This window comes from Romboutsia hominis (assembly GCF_900002575.1).
GTDB lineage: Bacteria > Bacillota > Clostridia > Peptostreptococcales > Peptostreptococcaceae > Romboutsia_C > Romboutsia_C hominis.
This window is the reverse complement of record NZ_LN650648.1, coordinates 1,663,103-1,682,980: the sequence shown is the minus strand read 5'-3', so window position 1 is coordinate 1,682,980 and position 19,878 is coordinate 1,663,103. Positions and strand designations below refer to the sequence as shown.

Sequence of the window (19,878 nt, the reverse complement as noted above, 5' to 3'; positions counted from 1 at the left end):
GTATTTATGTTTAGAGTTAATAGTAAAAATCGAAAAAAATCACCTAAAGAAAAAACAATTAAGGCACCTAAATATGAAGAGGATTTAAATGAAGTCATACTTAATGATTTCCTTACTGAAGAAAGAAAAAATAATGATGAGTTAGAAAAAGATGTTAAGTCAAAAAAATCAAATAAGTTAAAGGTAAATTTAGGCCTAGGAAGCAAAAAATCTAAACCAAAAAACTCTAAGAAACATCAAGAAGAAAAAGATTTAGCACAGATAGAGGAAAAAAATAGTAAACAAGTAGAAGAAAAGAGCAAAAATAGCAATAATCCTAGCAAAAAGAGTAAAAATCAAAAAAGTAATAAGTCAGCAACTAAGAAACCTTCTAAAAATAATAAGATAAAACCAAAAGAAGAAGTTAGCCATAAAAAAGTCAAAAGTAAAAAGTCTTCAAATCAAAAAGGAAAAAAAGTAAAACCTTTAAGTGATGAAAGTAATATATATGTAGATGAAAATCAACTTAGTAATGAAATTAATTCTGACGGATATTATGAAATTGAAGCAGATGATTCAGTAGGATTTAGAACTATACAAGAAGAGCCATCTAATGAAGATAATGTAGTGGAAAGTGAAGAAAGCAGCAATAAATTTGAAAATATAGTTTGGTCAGAAGAAAAGTTTCCAAAAAAATAAAGCTGTTAAAATCATATATAAATAAAAAAAATAAATAGTGATAAAATAAAAAAGCTTAGTTATTCTAAGCTTTTTTTATATATTAAGGTATTATAAAGATGTTTGCCAACACGTTGCTTAGGCGAAGTGAATTTTTTATTTAAAAAATAAGGAGAAAAAATATGACTAGTAAAGAGATATTTAATAAGGTAGATGAAATATTACTTAAAAGTAATAAACCTTCTAAAGATATAAGAAGGTTAATTGAAAATGGAGAATTTGATAAAGAGCCATTTGAAATGATAAAAAATTTAGAGAAGGTAGAACAAAATCTAAAATATCATCCAGAAGGAAATGTATTAAATCATATACTATTAGTAGTTGATAAAGCTAGTGAAGTAAAAAAACTTTCAGAAAATGAAAGAGTATTTATGTGGTCAGCTTTACTTCATGATCTAGGAAAACTTACAACGACAAAAATTAGAAGGGGCAAAATAACATCCTATAATCATGATATAGAAGGAGAAAAAATTGGTAAAAATTTTTTAGATATGGTAAGTAATGACAAAAAATTTAATGAAAGTGTATCTAAAATGATAAGATATCACATGCAACCATTATTTTATGATAAAAATCTTCCTTTTTTTAATCCACAAAATATGATAAATGATGTAAAATATAAAGAGATAGCATTATTATCTTTTTGTGATAGATTAGGAAGAGGAAATTTAAGTTTAGAGACTATAAATAATGAAAAGGAAAGAATAGAAAAGTTTAAACAATATTTTAAAACATACAAAGGATAGGAGGTTTTAGATGAAATTTTTTAAGTTATTAATTGGGGCTAGCTTAATTGTATTTTTAACAACTGGATGTAGTATAACTTCAGAATCTCCTGAAGAGCTTATTAAAGATAAGCCTTTATATAATCAAAATGAATCAGATTTATATAAAGGTATAAAAAAATTACTAACAAAACAAACATCTTTGTTACAGCCAAACAATTCAAAAGAAGCAGCAAAAATAAATGAGGTAGATTTAGATAATGATGGAGAAAAGGAATTAGTAGTATTTCAAAAGAAAGAAAGCCAAGATGATAAAAAAGATGAAGTAGGATTTATTGTATTAACTAAGAATCCTGATGGTACATATACAAATAAAGAAAAAGCTTATTCACTTCAAGAAGGTGAAGAAATACAATATGCTAATTTTTATGATTTAAATAATGATGGAAAAAAAGAAATAGTACTTCTTATAAAATCAGAGGGAAAAACTAATATGTATATATATAATTTTATTGATGATGAAGTAAAAAAAGTATACACATTAGATCCTACATGGTTAGAAGATAGTAAAAATCTTTTAGATATGAAAGTAAAAATTGGATATATTGATGGAGATGATAAGTTAGATATATTAATGCTACATTTTAATCAAAAGACTAATAAAGCATATGCAAGTTTAGCTAACTTTGATAAAGGCCTTAAGCTTGTTAACTATGTTGAGTTTGATAATATAAAAAGTCTGAATAATTCATATATAACATTAGGCACTATATCAACTGAAAATAAAAAGGGTAAAACAATTGAACATAAAGGCATAGTACTTGATATGCCTATACTTAAAAATGATAACTATATAACACAGATATTGTACTTAAAAGATGGCAAATTAAAAAAAGCATTTAAAGATGATGATAAAAGTATAATGAAGCCATACTACATACCAGTAGAGGATATAAATAATGATAAGGTTATAGATATACCTATAGTAAATGGAAGTGGAAATATATATACTTCAAAAACCTCAGCAACTATAAGCTGGTATAGATGGAATGGAAAAGAAAATCTAGAAGATTCATCATTATTATTTACAATTCAGATATATTATAATTATCAATATAAATTTAGCCTTTTAATACCTAATGAACTAGTAAACAAGTTCTATATAGAACAAGATTATCAAGAGCAAAGTAGTGATGTATTATTTAAATTCTATTATTATGATATACTAGAAACAGAACCTAAAGAATTATTTACAATAGCTGTTGTTAATAAAAATATAATTGATGAAAATAAAAAGAATGTCAATCAATCGTCAATAACACTTGGTGAAAATAACGATTATACTTTCACATTATATATAAACAACTTAGAACAATTAAAAAAATTAAAAATAAATGAAGAGGCATTGAAAGAGTATTTCTCACTTATATATTAATTATTGGGAGGTTTAATATGAAGGAAAAAATATTAATATTAGAAGATGAAATAGGAATAAGAAGTTTTGTTAGTATAAACCTAAAAAGGGAAGGATATGAAATAATAGAAGCAGGAACAGGACAAGAAGCATTAGAAAAAATAAGCAAAGAACCAGATATAAAGTTAGCTCTTTTAGATGTTATGCTTCCAGATATAAGTGGTATAGAAGTATGTAAGTTTATTAGACAAAACTTTGATCAGGTAGGTGTAATAATGCTTACAGCTAAAGCACAGGAAGATGATAAAATCGAAGGGTTTATATCAGGTGCAGATGATTACATGGTGAAGCCTTTTAGTATAAAAGAACTATTAGTAAGAGTATCAGCGCTTTTAAGAAGAGTTAAAAAAGACGAAAATTTATCAAAGGGAAATGAGATAGTATCAGATTCATTTGTATTAAATTTAGATAAAAGGAAATTATTCAAAGATAATGAAGAAATAGAACTTACACCTACTGAATTTTCAATAGTTAAATACTTAATGAAAAATTCAAATCAATCATTAAGTAGAGATCAAATACTTAATGAAGTGTGGGGAACTAATTATTTATATGATTTTAAAATTGTAGATGTAAACATAAGAAGAATAAGAAATAAAATAGAAGAAGACCCATCTAAGCCTAAATATATACAAACAGTTTGGGGTTATGGATACTGTTTTAGAAAGGAAGAATGATATTGTTACATTTTGAAGGCTTAAGAAAGAAGATAATAAAAAATTATTTTACTATAATAATTATAACTGTTATATTATTTGAAGGTCTTTTTATGTTTTATGTACAAAACTACTATTATGATTATGTAAGTCAAATTTTAAAAAGTGAAGCAAATAATATAAATAGACAATATAATAATAACATAGTAAATGAAGCTGATAGCTTTGAAAATAAAGTAAATGCTATACTACAAAAAGAAAACAAAATAAATGCTATATTACAAAAAGAGCACTCAAGTAGTGATTCAAAATTTGCTATTTCAATTATAGATAAAAACTCAAAGATGATTATAGATCAATATGGATTTAAAACTAACGTAGATGTAAATGGAGAAGATATAAGTAGAGCTTTAAAAGATGAGAATAATTTGACTCCATATGTATATAAAATTCCTGAAACAGGGGAGCATGTTATGAGTATATCTGTTCCTCTTAAGACTAACAATATAATAGAAGGTGTAGTAAGATATACTATTTCTTTAGAAGAGATAGATTCAACTATATTTAGAGTAATACTTGGGTTAGTATTAGCAGGAATTTGCATATTGCTAATAGCAATATCTTTAAGTCTTAGATTTGCAGAAACTCTTATACAGCCTCTTAGAGAATTAAAACAATTTGCAAATGAACTAGCACATGGAAACTACAGTATAAAACTTAAAAATGTTAATATATCAGATGATGAAATAGGTGATTTAGCAGAAACTTTCATACATATGGCAGAGGAAATAGACAAAAGTGAAAAGTTAAAAGAAGAATTTATATCATCTATATCTCATGAACTTAGAACTCCTCTTACATCTATAAAAGGATGGAGTGAGACACTTTCTTATGAAGGTATAGGCAAAGAAGAGTTAGACTTAGGCTTAGGTATTATACAAGATGAAACAGAAAGACTTATAAAGCTAGTTACAGAATTACTTGATTTTTCTCGCCTTGCATCTGATAGAATAAAATTAAAAATAGATTTAGTAGATATAAGAAAATTATCAGTAGGTGTTGTTAATCAGTTGAAAGTTAAATCTAGTGAAAAAAATATAGATTTATCTGTAGAATTTATAGGAGATTATTTTGAACCTATACAAGGAGATAAAGATAGACTAAGACAAGTTTTAATAAATTTAATACAAAATTCTATCAAGTTTACAGATAACAATGGATTTGTAAAGCTTATAGTATCTCAAAATGAGGAGTATACAACAATAAAAGTTACTGATAATGGTTGTGGTATAGAAACAGAAAATTTAGATAAAGTACTAGATAAATTCTTCCAAGAAGATTATAACAAAGCAGGTAGTGGTTTAGGGCTTGCAATAAGTAATGAAATTGTAAAACTTCATGGTGGATATATGAATCTAGATAGTGAAAAAGGTGTTGGAACAACTATGACGATAGTTGTAAAAAATAAACTTTTAGAATCTATAGATTATTAAATAGTATTAAATATCATAAAAATAGGATATACTTAGATAAAGTATATCCTATTTTTATATAATTAAGGATTATAAATTAATGAAAAGAGGAACAAAATGAGAAATATAAAAATGACAATAAAATATGATGGCTCAAGATATAAGGGGTTTCAAAGATTAAAAGATAATGATATGACAATACAAGGAAAGATAGAAGATGTTCTTAGTAAAATGACTAACGAACATATAGAAATAATAGGATCTGGAAGAACTGATATGGGAGTTCATGCAAGAGGACAGGTTGCTAATTTTAAGACAAATTCTAAGTTAAGTTTAAAAAAAATGCAAGATTATCTATATAATTATCTACCGGAAGATATAGTTATAACTGAACTAGAAGAAGTTGAAGAAAGATTTCATAGTAGATATAATGTTAAGTCAAAAACTTATTTATATAAAATAGATAATAATAAATATCATGATCCATTTACTAGAAGATATACTACTCATATAGAAAAAAAACTAAATATAGATTTAATGAGAGAGGCAAGTGAATATTTAGTTGGGGAGCATGATTTTACTAGTTTTGCTTCTTCTAAATCTAAGAAAAAATCAAATGTTAGAGAAATACATTCAATAGTAATAAATGAAAACAATAATATGATTGATATATATGTTCAAGGTAATGGATTTTTATATAATATGGTAAGGATAATAGCAGGAGCATTAATAGATGTTGGGTCTAAAAGAAAAACTCCACAAGACATAAAAATAATGCTAGAAAATAAAGACAGATCTAAATCATCTGATACGGCACCAGCTAAAGGACTTTGCTTATATAAAGTTACATATTAATAATAAAATAGATGGGAGAAATCCCATCTATTAGAATATATGATTTAAGTCAAACTGTTCATTTTCTATTATATTATGTAATGCATTTTTTATTCTTTGTATCTGTTCAAGTGACATACCTTTATCTTTAGCATAAATAGAACCTTGAAGAATATCTAAATATAAAGATACTTCTCCAAAATACTCATGATTAAATACTTTATACCAAGAATCCTTACTTTCATTAAAGCTTGTTTCATATTCATCTAAAGCTTTTTTAGCACTATCCCAATCACCATCCTTTATATGAAGTTCTATTGATTCAGCTTTTTCAGTGTATAATTTAGCAAAATCATCAAATTTATCAAGAGAATAAAAACTAAATAATAAAAATAAAACTGTCCAAATAAGTGAACATATTAAAGCCTTCAATAAATTTCACCTCATATCTATCGATTTATCTTGTTTGTATAAATACCTTATCATTTTCATCAATACTTAATAATAGGATATCTTTTTTATTTTTTATATTTTTTTTACTTAATATTTCATATAGCCATTTTTTATCTTTTCCAATAATTCTAAGATTTTTATCTATAATATAACCATCTATTATAAGAGACATAGGAAGATGTTCAAAGCATTTTGTAGGGATATCTTTGTATGACGGTGAAGGTAATATACTTAAATTGCCATCTGTTTCAAGTATTGCATATTGAACATCACAAACCTTAAAATACCCTTCAATTCTAAGTTGTTCAAGAAGTTCATCTATTGTAACTCTTTGTTTTTCTAATTCCTTATAATCTATTTTGCCTTTATTTATTAAAATAGATGGAGCCCCGCATAAAAAAGTTCTAACTTTTCTATTTTTTAAAGTTATATAAGAAACAACTATTTGAATAAGCGTAAGGCCTGTAACAGAAGCTATACCATTAATTAAAGGTATATTATTGTTTTCCATAGGCAATGCAGCAACTTCTGCTATTAAAAGAGTTATTACTAAATCAAATGTATTCATTTCTGCTATTTCGCCTTTTCCCATAATTCTCAAAGATATTAAAACAACCATATAAAGTAAAATACTTCTTACCAATACTAACACCATAATTATTTTCCTTTCACATTATATGATAAGTTATTTTACCCTTATTTATAAATTATGATACATAAAACTTAAATTTAATATCTTTAAAATAATTTATAAATTTGATATAATATGGTTTAGTAAATTTGTTTGAAAATAAATAAATATTAATATAAATGTGTAGTTTATTTAAAATTACTGAGGAGATGAAATAGATGAGCAAAAGAAAACAGATAGAAGTTCCTATAGAAAAAATAAAAGAACAAGATAAGTTTATAGATGCAATAAAAGAACAAAACACTAGATATTATGCAATACATCAAGCAAAACCTAGATATTTGATACAAACATTTGGATGTCAAATGAATGAACATGATTCTGAAAAACTATGTGCTATGCTTGAAGCTATGGGGTATGAAAAAGGATTGACTGCTGGAGAATGTGATTTAATAATATACAATACTTGTGCGGTTAGAGAAAATGCAGAATTAAAGGTATATGGTAATTTAGGTCAGTTAAAAGGTCAAAAAAGAAAAAATCCTAATTTAAAAATAGCAGTTTGTGGATGTATGATGCAACAACCTCATGTTGTTAAAGAATTAAAGTCAAAATATAGACATGTTGATTTAGTATTTGGAACACATAATCTATACAAATTCCCTGAATTATTAGTTAAGTCAATGGATGAAAATACTATGTTAGTTGATGTATGGGATGTTGATGGTGAAGTTGTAGAAGGTTTAAGAAGCAATAGAAAATTTGAACTTAAAGCTTTTGTAAATATAATGTATGGTTGCAATAACTTCTGTACTTACTGTATAGTACCATACACTAGAGGTAGAGAAAGAAGTAGAAAGCCTGAAGATATAATATCTGAAATAAAAGAATTGGTAGCTAATGGGACAAAAGAGGTTACATTACTTGGGCAAAATGTTGATTCATATGGAAAAACACTAGAAGAACCAATAAGCTTTGATAAGTTGCTTAGAATGGTAAATGAAATAGAGGGAATAGAAAGAATCAGATTTATGACTTCTCATCCTAAAGATATATCTGATGAAGTTATATATGCTATAAGAGATTGTGACAAAGTATGTGAATTTTTACACTTACCAGTTCAATGTGGAAGTTCAACTTTACTTAAAAAGATGAATAGACACTATACTAAGGAATATTATTTAGAAATTATAGAAAAAGCTAAAAAAGAAATACCAGATATAGCATTTTCTACTGATTTAATGATAGGATTCCCAGGTGAAACAGAAGAAGATGTATTAGATACTATAGATGTAGTTGAAAAAGTAAGATATGACTCAGCATTTACATTTATATATTCAAAGAGAGAAGGAACTCCAGCAGCTAAGATGGAAGATCAAATACCAGAAGATGTAAAACACGAAAGATTTAATAGAGTACTAGACAAAGTTAATGAAATAGTTGCTCAAATAAATAAAAGTTATGTAGGTAAAACTGTTGAAGTTTTAGTTGAAGGAAAAAGTAAAACTGATGATAATAAGTTTACAGGAAGAACAAGACAAAATAAGTTAGTAAACTTTGAAGCTAAAGAGGATGAAGATTTAATAGGAAAGTTAGTAATGGTTGATATAACTAGTGCTACTAACTTCTCATTAGTAGGAAAAATAAAATAAATAAAAAAGGTATCTCTTGTGTAATTTCAAGAGATACCTTTTTATTTAAAATATAGAATATTAACTAGATGTATATAAGAATTAACAAAATTTTTAATTATTAAGGAAGTAATTAACACTTCTAATTAGATATTATAGATAAAAAGTTTTCTAGTATTTTTGCTGTTATACCCCAAATTGTATAATTTTTATAAGAATAAAATAAAACAGAATAATTACCTGTATCAAATTTATAATTTTCTTTATTAGGAATTTTATCAAATGGAAAATCTGAACTTGGTATAGTTTTAACATCGCTATTATAAATATTTGGTACACTTTCTAGTAAATATGATATAGGAACTAAGAATATGTGATCTACCTCAGAAGTATTTATACTAAAATTATCTATATCATTTATATATCCTAAAAATGGATGTATTATTAAGTTTGATGGAGTAACTAGTAAATCTAATTCACAAATAATATCAATATTATTATAAGTTGTTCCAAGCTCTTCACATGTCTCCCTTATAGCCGTATCTATAGGTAATTCCCCAAGCTCTATTTTACCACCAGGGAAACATATTTCATTAGGTTGTGTTTTTAAATTTTTAGATCTAACTTCAAATAAGATATAGTGCTTATTATCTTTTTTTACTATTGGAATTAACACAGATGCTTTTTTCATATTTTCATGTCCGTTTATATATGCCTTATAGTTTTTAAATTTTTCTTTAAAATTGTAAATCATAAAGTCCTCCTTGTTAATGTCATAATACTATTATAATATGAATTATAAAAAATTATAGCAAAATACAATTTAAATAATAGCTAATTAGTAAAATAATAGAAACATCAACTAAAAATATATGCTTATATAAGCTAGTTAATTTTTAAATTTAAAAACTAACTATAAGATAAAATTCATGTTATAATTATATATGACTTTAAACTATAATTAGTAAGGAGATTAAAATGTTAGAAGACATCACAAGAAATGACATAAATATATATGTAAAAGAAGATGAAAGATACATAAGCATACCAAAAGATATAATAAATAATAATACACATCTATTAGGTGATTATATAAAAATACAGTCAAGTATAAATAACTTAAAATCTGATATAAATAGATATCTATTTGATAAAAATAGTGCTAAAAACGATACACAGATATTAAATGATATTATAAAATTAAAAAGTGAAGAAAAATTAGAAGATGTACTTGCTTATACTGACATAGATTTAAGTAATATAGAAGATAAATTAAAAAAGCTTTGTGCATGTTTTTCTATAAGTGTAGATGATATAAATTCTATCAAAGATGAATTAGCAAGTAATTATGTAAATAATTCACACGATATGGGTGTAGTAGACAAGTTATACATAAATGAAATAATTAAACATATAGAGGATTCTCATATGTATTCCCTTAGAGATAGATCTAGATATGGGACTATATCTAATGAATATAAGGTAAAAAGTAGAGATGAGATAATAGATTTAAATGAACATGAAATAGGTGGACAATATGCTCCAATACTTGTTATATATAGACCTGCAAAGTATGTAAGAGGTGAATATATACTAGAAGAGAAATCTTATGTATATATAAAAAGGCAACCATTAAATGCCCTTATAAATCAAGAAAGATTAGAAGAAAAAGGTATTGATTCTATGGGAGCTATAATTTATAAAAAGTTAAAGGCAGATCTTACCAATGAAAATCTTCAAGAAATACTAGCCGAACTTTATGTATATTCACAACAAAACTCTTTAAAATTTGAAAATATAAGACTAGCAGATATAACTTCCAATAAAGTATGGATGACAGCAGATAAATTAAAAAAAGAATTCAAAGAACTTAGATATTACAATAAAAACCTTACACAAAAAGTTAAAGAAATATATGATTCTGCTAATAATTATTACACTCAAATAGGAGGAAAGTACATATTTAACACAAGAGAATTTATGCACTCATACAAAACATTTAAAGGTAAGGATATTAGTAAATAAAAATAAAGTCTACATATATTGTAGGCTTTATTTTTGTAAATTTACTTTTGAGTTGATACATAAAATGACTTTTTATATAATTAATATATAGTGTCATAAAAAATCAGATAAAAGGAGAACGTGTATGGGAGAGAAATTTGTAATGTCATTTAGCGGGGGAAAAGATAGTACTCTAGCATTATATAGAATGATAAAAAGAGGTTATGAGCCCGTGGGTTTACTTGTAACCTTTAAAAAAGGCAAAGATAGTTCATTTACACATAGTATAAAAAAAGATTTATTATATAAAGTAAGTAAGTCTTTAGATATACCATTATTAATAGTAGAATGTGACATGAATAATTATGAAAAAGAATTTACAAAAACACTTTTAAAAGCCAAGGATATGGGAGCTAAAATTTGTGTATTTGGGGATATAGATATAGTAGATCACAGAAAATGGTGTGAAGATAGATGCAGTGAAGCTAATATAAAGTGCGAACTTCCACTTTGGCAAGAAGACAGAGAAGCTTTAGTTTATGAATTTATAAACGAAGGATTTGAAACTGTTATAAAAATAGTTAACTTAAAATATTTACCAATTGATTTATTAGGACAAACTTTAAATAAAGATGTAGTTAAAAGAATAAAGGATTTAGGAAGTGATCCTTGTGGAGAAAATGGAGAGTATCATACTTTTGTAGTTGATGGACCTATATTTAAAAATAAAATAAAGTACATACAAAATGAGAATGTCGTAGATAATAACTATGGTATATTAGATATATCATTAGTATAATTATATTTTGTACAAGTAAAAAGATATAGTTTTTAACTATATCTTTTTATGATTATTTAAATATAAAAAATATTTAAAAAGTTAAAGAAATGTAAAAAATTTAACATAAAATTAACAAAACATGTCGAAAATTCTGATAAGATAAAGAGGTGACAAAAAAGTAAGAAAAATAACCATAATTTTCTGAGGAGGAATAGACAGTGAGCATATTCATAAACCTTATTGGAGGTTTAGGACTTTTCTTATATGGAATGAACTTAATGGGAGAAGGTCTTCAAAAATCTACTGGACCTAAGCTTGAAAAAGCTATCGAACTTTTAACTAGTAATGTAGTAATGGGTGTTTTAGTTGGTGCCGTTGTTACAGGAATTATACAAAGTAGTGGAGCTACTACTGTAATGGTAGTTGGTTTTGTAAATGCAGGTATAATGAGTTTATACCAAGCAATAGGTGTTATAATGGGTGCAAATATAGGTACTACAGTAACAGCTCAGTTAGTATCATTTGATGCAAGTATAATATCATCATTAGCCCTTGGGGTAGGAATTATATTATATATGATAGGATCTAAATCAAAGCCAAATCTAAAAAATATATCAGAAATATTAATAGGTTTTGCTATATTATTTATAGGTATGGAATTTATGAAAGAGGCTGTGGCACCTTTATCTAAAATTGAAGCATTTAGAAATATGCTGCAAGGTCTTGCAAGTCATCCAGGAATAGCTTTACTTGCTGGTTTTGCTATGACAACTTGTTTACAAAGTTCAAGTGCATCAATGGGAATATTAATAGCGTTAGCATCACAAGGATTAATGCCACTTTCTGGAGCATTACCAATATTATACGGAGATAATATAGGAAGTTGTACAACATCTTTAATATCAAGTATAGGAACTAACAAAAATGCAAAAAGAGCTGCAGTTATGCACTTAACATTTAATGTAATAGGAACAATATTATTTATGATAGTACTTAACAAACCAATAAGTATGATAGTTACACATTTAGATCCAACAGATATATCAAGACAAATAGCAAACTCTCATACTTTATTTAATATAATAAATGTAATAATATTATTACCATTTTCTAAGTACATAGTTAAGATAGTGATGAAGCTTATACCTGATAATGGTGATGAAGAATATGATGAAAGAGCAACTAAGTTTTTAGATGAGCGAATGCTAGAAACTCCATCAATAGCATTAGGAAATGTTGTAAAAGAAACCTTAAGAATGGGAAGAAAAGCCAATGAAACATTAGAGTGTTCAATAAAAGCTATTAGAGAAAATTCACAAGAAGATATTCAAAAAACTTTTGATAAAGAAGACATAGTAAATCAATTACAAAAGAAGCTTATAGATTATTTAGTGAAATTATCTAAGAAATCTTTAGATGATAAATTAATAGAGCAAGTTGACTTTTTATTTAATACAGTAAATGATATAGAAAGAGTTAGTGATCATTCTGAAAATATGGCTGAACTAGCACAAGATCTTATAAATTCAAATGCTAATTTATCAAAAGAAGCAAAAGATGAAATAGCATATATTTATGAAAAAGTTACAAAAGTATATACATTATCTCTTCAAGCTATGAAAGAAGATAATAAAGAACTAGCAAAAGAGGTACTAGGCTTAGAAGAAGAAGTTGATTGTATGGAGAAATCATTTAGATCAAGTCACATGGAAAGATTAAATAAAAATCTATGCAAAATAGACTCTGGTATAGTTTACTTAGATTTATTAAGTAATTTAGAAAGAATAGCAGATCATTCAACTAATATAGCTAAAAGAGTTATACATTCAAAATAATTAAAAAAACAACCCTAAAAAACAGGGTTGTTTTTTTATGATTTATATTACTATTTTGTATTAAAAATTTAAGATATAGATTTTTACAATACAAAATAGTAATATATACATATATGGTAGAAATAATAAGGAGACGATATGAAAGAGTTACTTGATTTATTTAAAACTTTTGCAAGGATCGGTGGATTAACATTTGGAGGTGGTTATGCAATGCTTCCTATGTTAGAAAAAGAAATAGTAGATAATAAAAATTGGGTTACAAATGAAGAACTATTAGATTACTACGCAGTAGGGCAAGCTACACCAGGTGTAATAGCAATAAATGTTGCAACATTTGTAGGATATAAAACAAAAGGTATATTAGGAGCAGCTTTTGCTACAATAGGAATGGTATTCCCATCACTAGTTATAATTATATTAATAGCATCAACTCTTAAGAATTTTTCTAATTATAAAATTGTACAGCATGCATTAGGTGGCATAAGGGTAGCAGTAAGTGTTTTGATATTTGATGCAGTTTGTAAGCTGTATAAAAACTCAGTTAAAGATAATATAGGAACTATAATATTTTTATCAACCGTTATACTAGGTGCATTTTTCTATGTTTCTCCTATTTATATAGTAGTAGGGGCGGCAGTATTTGGTATAGCCTTTAAATATAGGAGAGATGAAAAATGATTACATATATACAGTTATTCTTTGAATTTTTTAAAACTGGACTATTTGCAGTAGGTGGTGGACTTGCAACACTCCCGTTTTTAAGTGATATAGCAAGTAAATATAATTGGTTTGATAAATCAATGTTAGCTGACATGGTGGCAGTTAGCCAATCAACACCAGGGCCTATGGGAATAAATATGGCAACATTTGCTGGATATAATGCTAAAGGTATTATAGGTTCTTTAGTTGCAACAACAGGACTTGTACTTCCATCATTTATAATAATAATTATAATAGCTAACTTTTTAAATAAATTTAAAGAAAATACTATAGTTACATCTATATTTTATGGATTAAGACCCGCAGTAACTGGACTTATAGCAGTAGCTTTATTTGAAATATTAAAGTTATCTATAATAACTGTAAGTAATTTTGTTGAAAGTAAAAATATATTATATATATTTGACTACAAAGCTTTAATATTAGCTATAGGTATATTTATATTATCTAGAAAATCTAAAAAACACCCGGCTATATTTATTTTAATAGGAGCAGTAGCCGGAATAATATTAGGGCTTTAAAAGATTAGTCAATTTGACTAATCTTTTTTATGATAAAGCAATAACTGTAGAGTTAAAATAGATTTAATAAAAAAGAACTGACATAAATTTTGCTAGTTCTTTTTTATTATTAACTTAATAACAATTTTCAGTTATGGTATAATAAATAATTAGATTAAAGTTAAAGATTAAATATTTAAACTTACGAAGTCTTAAAATAAACATTAGCATAAAACATAAGGAGGCAAATATGAATATAGACAGAAATAAACTAACTCCTATGATGAAACAATATTTTGAAGTTAAAGATAGATATCCTGATTGTATATTGTTTTTTAGATTAGGAGATTTTTATGAAATGTTCTTTGAAGATGCAATAGTTGCTTCAAAAACACTTGAAATTGCACTAACAGGAAAATCTTGCGGATTAGAAGAAAGAGCACCAATGTGTGGGGTACCTTTCCATTCTGCAAATGCATATATATCAAAGTTAGTAGAAAATGGATATAAAGTAGCTATAGGTGAGCAATTAGAAGACCCAGCTAGCGTTAAGGGAATAGTTAAAAGAGATGTTATAAGAGTAGTAACGCCAGGGACAGTACTTGATGGAAGCTTACTTGAAAATAAGAAAAATAACTACTTAATGAGTTTATATAAAAACAATGATAATATAGGTCTTACTTATGTTGATATAAGTACAGGTGAAGTAAATGCCACTTTCTTAAAAGAAGAGAAAGTTATAGAAGAAATAGCAAAAGTTCACCCAACTGAAATTATATTAAATGATTTAGATTTTATAGAGAAACTAAAAAACATAGCAACAGTTAGTAATATATATATAAATGAAAACTTTGATAATAACTACCTAGATGCTGAAATACTTAAAGAATACTTCACAGAGGCATACCTTCAAAGATTAAACTTTGATGATAATGGACTTATAAAGTCTTCTTTATCAATATTACTTAACTATATATACAACACTCAAAAGCAAGTAACATCAAATATTAATAATATAAACATATATAATAGTAGTGAATATATGGTATTAGACATGTTTACAAGAGTAAACTTAGAACTTACTCAAACTATAAGAGGAAATAAGAAAAAAGGTTCACTTTTACATGTATTAGACAAAACATCTACTGCTATGGGAGGGAGACTTCTTAGAAAATATGTAGAAGAACCATTAGTTAATAAAGAGCGTATAAAGAGAAGACTTGATGTCATAGAAGAAATCAAAGAAGATTTTATGTTAAGAGAAGATTTAAATGAAATACTTAAAACTGTATACGATATAGAAAGAATATGTGGGAAAATTGCCTTTGAAAGAGTTACTCCAAAGGAACTAATACACCTTAAAAATTCTATAGAAAATCTTCCAAAGCTTAGAGAAACTATAAATGATTCTAGTGCAAGTATACTTAAAAAATATATAGCTAATATGGATATATTAGATGATATATATAATCTTATAGAAGAAGCTATAAAAGAAGACCCAGGTATAAATTTAAAAGAAGGAAACATAATAAAATCTGAGTTTAATGATGAATTAAAAGAGCTTCGTGATATATCTAAAAATGGAGCATTTTTAATAAAAGAAATTGAAAATAGAGAAAAAGAAAAGCTTGGTGTTAAATCACTTAAAATTGGATTTAACAAGGTATTTGGATATTTTATAGAAATAACTAAAGCTAGCTTAGCTACTGCTAATATAGATGAGAGCTATATAAGAAAGCAAACTTTAAGTAATGCAGAAAGATTTATAACTCCAGAACTTAAAGAAATAGAAGATAAGATATTAAATGCTGAAGAAAAGATAAAGTCTTTAGAGTATGAGATATTTGTAAATATAAGAAATAACATATATGAAAATATAGATAGAATACAAAAAACTGCTAAAACAATAGCAAATATAGACGTATTTGTGTCACTTGCTACTGTGGCATATATTAACAACTACGTTAAGCCAACTATAAGTGACAACAATAAACTAGATATAAAAAATGGTCGTCACCCTGTAGTTGAAAACTTAGTAGGAGAAGAAAACTTCGTACCAAATGATACTTATTTAAATACTGGTGAAAATATAATAAATATAATAACAGGGCCAAATATGGCAGGTAAGTCTACATATATGAGACAAACTGCAATAATAGCTTTAATGGCACATATTGGTTCATTTGTACCAGCAGAGTTTGCTGAAATTCCTATAATGGATAGAATATTTACTAGAGTTGGTGCTAGTGATGATTTAAGTCAAGGGCAATCTACATTTATGGTAGAAATGAGTGAAGTATCTCATATACTTAAAAATGCTACAGAAAAAAGTTTAGTTATACTTGATGAAATAGGAAGAGGAACAAGTACTTATGACGGTATAAGTTTAGCTTGGTCAATAGTTGAATACATTCAAAATAATATAAAATGTAAAACACTATTTGCAACACATTATCATGAATTAACAGATTTAGAAAATGAGTTTAGTGATGTCAAGAATTATTCTATAGCTGTTAAAGAAGATAATGACAATATAATATTTTTAAGAAAAATAGTACCACAAGGCGCTGATAAGAGTTATGGGATATATGTTGCTGAACTTGCAAAGTTACCAGATTTAGTTATAGCTAGAGCTAAAGAAATACTTAGTGATTTAGAAAAAAATCATATGTATGAAAGTGTAACTATAAACAATGAAAAGAATTTAGTTTTAAGTGATAGTATTGATATAGGTAGATTAGAAGACGAATACAATATATTAAAGTATAAATATGAAGAGCTAAATAGGGACTATATATCTTTACAAAATAGTTATAATAATCTAGATAAAGAAAACGAAGAATTAAATAGAAAAATAAATAGTAGTAACATGATAAAAGAAGCTGCAATATCTCAAGAATTAGAGGATGCTTTAAGTAAAGCAGAGGTTAATATAGATTCTTCAAAAGAGTTAGAACTTGAATCATTAAGAACTGAGGTAAATAAATTAGAAGACGAATATAATATATTAAAGTATAAATATGAAGAGTTAGATAGAGACCATATATCTTTACAAAATAGTTATAATAATCTAGATAAGGAAAATGAAGAATTAAATAGAAAAATAAATAGTAATAACAGGGTAAAAGAAGTTGCAATATCTCAGGTATCATTTGATAATCTGGGGCAAACATCTTTACTAGATGAAATAGCAAATATAGACATATTAAATATGACTCCACTAGATGCTATGAATACTATATATATGCTCCAAAGAAAAGCTAAGGATTCACTTAAATAATTACCTTACTAAACTAAAGGTTTGATAAGGGAGGAATAAATATGAATAGAATTAACATCTTAGACGATTTAACTATAAATAAAATAGCAGCAGGAGAAGTGGTTGAAAGACCATCTTCTGTTGTTAAGGAATTAGTTGAAAATAGTATAGATGCAGGAAGTACTAAAGTAATAGTTGAGATTATTGACGGTGGTAAAAAGTTAATAAGAATAACTGATAATGGTTGTGGTATAGCCTCTAGTGAAGTTGATAAGTCATTTTTAAGACATGCAACAAGCAAAATTGAGAAAATTGATGATTTATATGACTTATATTCCCTAGGTTTTAGAGGAGAGGCACTAGCATCTATAAGTGCGGTAAGTAAGCTTGAAATGATAACAAAAACTAAGGAAGAATCAATAGGAACCAAGGTTATAGTTGAGGGTGGAAAGATTATATCTAAGGAACCAGTAGGATGTTCTAATGGAACTACTATCATAATAAAAGATATATTCTTTAATACTCCAGCTAGACAAAAGTTCTTAAAATCAAATCATGCTGAAACTATAAATATAAGTGATTTAATAAACAAATTAGCTATAGGAAATCCTAATATTCAATTTAAATATATAAATAACAACAAACCTATGTTAAATACACCTGGAGATAATAGATTAATTAGCGCCATAAGAAGTATATATGGAAAAGATGTATGTGAAAATTTAGTTAAGCTTAAATATAAAAGTGATAACTTTGAAATAAAAGGTTATGTTGGAGATAATAATGTGTATCGTTCAAATAAAAACCTTCAGCATATATATATAAACAATAGATTTGTTAAAAGTAAAATTATATTAGATGCTATAAATGAAGCTTATAAAGGTATAATACCTATAAATAAACATGCTGTATGCTTTTTAGATATAAAAATTAATCCAGGTAGTATAGATGTTAATATACATCCAACAAAACTTGAGGTAAAGTTTGAAAATGAAAAAGAAGTATATATAGAACTTAGAGATTTAATAAGAAGAACATTACTTAACAATCATTTAATAGGAAAATATGAAGCTAGCGATAGTATAAATAATTTAGATAAAATTAATGCAGTAGATAATAAAAGTAGTATACTAAATAAAAAAGAAGGCAAAGTTAATTTAGATGATATAGCTATGGATAAGATAGAGGTAGTAGAATTAGACAGTCAAAAACCTATAGATAATTTTTTAGGATTAGATGATGTATTAAAAAGTAAAACGTCAAACGACAAAAATATAAATGTTTCACATGAAAACAAAAATATTTTATACAACGAAGAAAGTACTAAAGAGGATGTTATAAAAGAAAATACACCTAAAATCTATATAGATGACGATATTAAATTAACTAAGGATTCAAATAATGAATTTTTAATAGAAGGAAAGATAAATTTAGACAAAACATTTTCTATAGAGGAAATAAGTAAGTTAGATGAAGATAAAAATGATAGCTTACAAAAAAGTTTAGAAAACAATATATTAAACACTACTAATATAAATGATTTATCTATAACAAGTGATAGTGAAAGTATTCAAGAAGGATTTTTTAAAGAGGAAAAAAGTAAATTCTCTTTAAGTGAATACAAAGTATTAGGAACTATATTTGATACTTATATAGTAATGTCCAAAGGAAATTCTATGTATTTGCTAGATCAACATGCAGCACATGAAAAGGTCTTATACGAAAGGTATATGGACAAGTTTTATAAAAGTGATATAAGTATGCAAATGTTACTAGATCCAATAATATTAGAGTTATCAAATGTAGATATGCTTCAGGTAGAGAAAAACTTGGAATTATTTATGAAATTTGGGTTTGAAATTGAAATCTTTGGTAATAATCATATAATGATAAGATGTGTACCAACTGTATTTGGAGTCCCTGAAAGTGAGAAATTTATACTACAAATAATAGACAATATAGAAGATATAAATAATAACTATGAACTAAAAGGAGAAAAGTTTGCATCAATGGCTTGTAGATCAGCTATAAAAGCTAATGATAAGATAAAAAATGTAGAAATAAATAGCTTATTTAGTCAGATGGAAGCTTGTGAAAATCCTTTTACTTGTCCTCATGGTAGACCAGTATTAGTAGAGATTTCTAAAAAAGAAATAGAAAAAATGTTCAAAAGAATTATGTAGATA

At 26.0% G+C, this 19,878-nt stretch carries 17 protein-coding genes; 14 read left to right on the top strand and 3 right to left on the bottom strand.

Going from position 1 to position 19,878, the window contains the following annotated elements:
- The first annotated feature begins 6 nt into the window (after positions 1 to 6).
- The 6 genes from FRIFI_RS08110 (at position 7) to truA (ending at position 5,899) form a co-directional block, all read left to right on the top strand.
- Positions 7 to 678 carry a hypothetical protein gene (locus FRIFI_RS08110; RefSeq protein WP_166505566.1) on the top strand — a complete coding sequence of 224 codons (672 nt, stop codon included), beginning with the start codon at positions 7 to 9 and terminating at the stop codon, positions 676 to 678.
- A 161-nt stretch (positions 679 to 839) separates the two neighbouring features.
- The gene (locus tag FRIFI_RS08105; protein WP_166505565.1) at positions 840 to 1,463 is read left to right on the top strand and encodes an HDIG domain-containing metalloprotein; all 624 of its coding nucleotides are present in this window, start codon (positions 840 to 842) and stop codon (positions 1,461 to 1,463) included.
- 10 nt (positions 1,464 to 1,473) lie between these two features.
- Positions 1,474 to 2,877, top strand: a complete 1,404-nt coding sequence (locus tag FRIFI_RS08100; protein ID WP_166505564.1) for an FG-GAP repeat domain-containing protein — start codon at positions 1,474 to 1,476, stop codon at positions 2,875 to 2,877.
- Between the two features lie 17 nt (positions 2,878 to 2,894).
- On the top strand, positions 2,895 to 3,593 hold the full coding sequence (walR, locus tag FRIFI_RS08095) for a cell wall metabolism DNA-binding response regulator WalR (RefSeq protein ID WP_092925408.1): 699 nt from the start codon (positions 2,895 to 2,897) through the stop codon (positions 3,591 to 3,593).
- Positions 3,594 to 3,595: 2 nt separating this feature from the next.
- Complete coding sequence (locus tag FRIFI_RS08090) at positions 3,596 to 5,065, top strand: sensor histidine kinase (protein ID WP_092925410.1); 1,470 nt, start codon at positions 3,596 to 3,598, stop codon at positions 5,063 to 5,065.
- 96 nt (positions 5,066 to 5,161) lie between these two features.
- On the top strand, positions 5,162 to 5,899 hold the full coding sequence (truA, locus tag FRIFI_RS08085) for a tRNA pseudouridine(38-40) synthase TruA (protein WP_166505563.1): 738 nt from the start codon (positions 5,162 to 5,164) through the stop codon (positions 5,897 to 5,899).
- Between the two features lie 30 nt (positions 5,900 to 5,929).
- On the opposite strand, the gene FRIFI_RS08080 is transcribed toward truA, so the two are convergent.
- On the bottom strand, positions 5,930 to 6,310 hold the full coding sequence (locus tag FRIFI_RS08080; protein ID WP_166505562.1) for a DUF4363 family protein: 381 nt from the start codon (positions 6,308 to 6,310) through the stop codon (positions 5,930 to 5,932).
- A gap of 25 nt (positions 6,311 to 6,335) precedes the next feature.
- Positions 6,336 to 6,986, bottom strand: coding sequence for a DUF421 domain-containing protein (locus FRIFI_RS08075; protein WP_092925416.1), 651 nt, complete (start codon positions 6,984 to 6,986; stop codon positions 6,336 to 6,338).
- A gap of 194 nt (positions 6,987 to 7,180) precedes the next feature.
- Between FRIFI_RS08075 and miaB the strand changes: the two genes are divergently transcribed.
- Entirely contained in the window at positions 7,181 to 8,614 is a 1,434-nt protein-coding gene (miaB, locus tag FRIFI_RS08070) for a tRNA (N6-isopentenyl adenosine(37)-C2)-methylthiotransferase MiaB (RefSeq protein WP_092925418.1), read from the top strand.
- A gap of 121 nt (positions 8,615 to 8,735) precedes the next feature.
- On the opposite strand, the gene FRIFI_RS08065 is transcribed toward miaB, so the two are convergent.
- Positions 8,736 to 9,347 carry an NUDIX hydrolase gene (locus FRIFI_RS08065; protein ID WP_166505561.1) on the bottom strand — a complete coding sequence of 204 codons (612 nt, stop codon included), beginning with the start codon at positions 9,345 to 9,347 and terminating at the stop codon, positions 8,736 to 8,738.
- Between the two features lie 224 nt (positions 9,348 to 9,571).
- On the opposite strand from FRIFI_RS08065, the gene FRIFI_RS08060 reads away from it, so the two are divergent.
- The 7 genes from FRIFI_RS08060 to mutL all read left to right on the top strand — a co-directional run bounded on the left by FRIFI_RS08060 (position 9,572) and on the right by mutL (position 19,875).
- Positions 9,572 to 10,618 carry a hypothetical protein gene (locus tag FRIFI_RS08060; protein WP_092925422.1) on the top strand — a complete coding sequence of 349 codons (1,047 nt, stop codon included), beginning with the start codon at positions 9,572 to 9,574 and terminating at the stop codon, positions 10,616 to 10,618.
- A 124-nt stretch (positions 10,619 to 10,742) separates the two neighbouring features.
- Positions 10,743 to 11,396 carry a Dph6-related ATP pyrophosphatase gene (locus tag FRIFI_RS08055; protein ID WP_092925424.1) on the top strand — a complete coding sequence of 218 codons (654 nt, stop codon included), beginning with the start codon at positions 10,743 to 10,745 and terminating at the stop codon, positions 11,394 to 11,396.
- 200 nt (positions 11,397 to 11,596) lie between these two features.
- A complete protein-coding gene (locus FRIFI_RS08050; RefSeq protein ID WP_166505560.1) occupies positions 11,597 to 13,213 on the top strand; it encodes a Na/Pi cotransporter family protein in 1,617 nt (538 codons plus the stop codon).
- 138 nt (positions 13,214 to 13,351) lie between these two features.
- Positions 13,352 to 13,891 carry a chromate transporter gene (locus FRIFI_RS08045; protein ID WP_166505559.1) on the top strand — a complete coding sequence of 180 codons (540 nt, stop codon included), beginning with the start codon at positions 13,352 to 13,354 and terminating at the stop codon, positions 13,889 to 13,891.
- Complete coding sequence (locus FRIFI_RS08040) at positions 13,888 to 14,454, top strand: chromate transporter (protein WP_207733573.1); 567 nt, start codon at positions 13,888 to 13,890, stop codon at positions 14,452 to 14,454. The genes FRIFI_RS08045 and FRIFI_RS08040 overlap by 4 nt, the downstream gene beginning before the upstream one ends.
- A 229-nt stretch (positions 14,455 to 14,683) precedes the next feature.
- Positions 14,684 to 17,713, top strand: a complete 3,030-nt coding sequence (gene mutS / locus FRIFI_RS08035; protein ID WP_166505558.1) for a DNA mismatch repair protein MutS — start codon at positions 14,684 to 14,686, stop codon at positions 17,711 to 17,713.
- A gap of 41 nt (positions 17,714 to 17,754) precedes the next feature.
- On the top strand, positions 17,755 to 19,875 hold the full coding sequence (mutL, locus tag FRIFI_RS08030) for a DNA mismatch repair endonuclease MutL (protein ID WP_166505557.1): 2,121 nt from the start codon (positions 17,755 to 17,757) through the stop codon (positions 19,873 to 19,875).
- Positions 19,876 to 19,878: the final 3 nt, after the last annotated feature.

Bases quoted from the DNA above. Each gene is read 5' to 3' on its own strand.
- FRIFI_RS08110 (WP_166505566.1), top strand. From the start codon at position 7: ATGTTTAGAGTTAATAGTAAAAATCGAAAAAAATCACCTAAAGAAAAA.
- FRIFI_RS08105 (WP_166505565.1), top strand. From the start codon at position 840: ATGACTAGTAAAGAGATATTTAATAAGGTAGATGAAATATTACTTAAA.
- FRIFI_RS08100 (WP_166505564.1), top strand. From the start codon at position 1,474: ATGAAATTTTTTAAGTTATTAATTGGGGCTAGCTTAATTGTATTTTTA.
- walR (WP_092925408.1), top strand. From the start codon at position 2,895: ATGAAGGAAAAAATATTAATATTAGAAGATGAAATAGGAATAAGAAGT.
- truA (WP_166505563.1), top strand. From the start codon at position 5,162: ATGAGAAATATAAAAATGACAATAAAATATGATGGCTCAAGATATAAG.
- FRIFI_RS08075 (WP_092925416.1), bottom strand. From the start codon at position 6,986: ATGGTGTTAGTATTGGTAAGAAGTATTTTACTTTATATGGTTGTTTTA.
- miaB (WP_092925418.1), top strand. From the start codon at position 7,181: ATGAGCAAAAGAAAACAGATAGAAGTTCCTATAGAAAAAATAAAAGAA.
- FRIFI_RS08065 (WP_166505561.1), bottom strand. From the start codon at position 9,347: ATGATTTACAATTTTAAAGAAAAATTTAAAAACTATAAGGCATATATA.
- FRIFI_RS08060 (WP_092925422.1), top strand. From the start codon at position 9,572: ATGTTAGAAGACATCACAAGAAATGACATAAATATATATGTAAAAGAA.
- FRIFI_RS08055 (WP_092925424.1), top strand. From the start codon at position 10,743: ATGGGAGAGAAATTTGTAATGTCATTTAGCGGGGGAAAAGATAGTACT.
- FRIFI_RS08045 (WP_166505559.1), top strand. From the start codon at position 13,352: ATGAAAGAGTTACTTGATTTATTTAAAACTTTTGCAAGGATCGGTGGA.
- FRIFI_RS08040 (WP_207733573.1), top strand. From the start codon at position 13,888: ATGATTACATATATACAGTTATTCTTTGAATTTTTTAAAACTGGACTA.
- mutS (WP_166505558.1), top strand. From the start codon at position 14,684: ATGAATATAGACAGAAATAAACTAACTCCTATGATGAAACAATATTTT.
- mutL (WP_166505557.1), top strand. From the start codon at position 17,755: ATGAATAGAATTAACATCTTAGACGATTTAACTATAAATAAAATAGCA.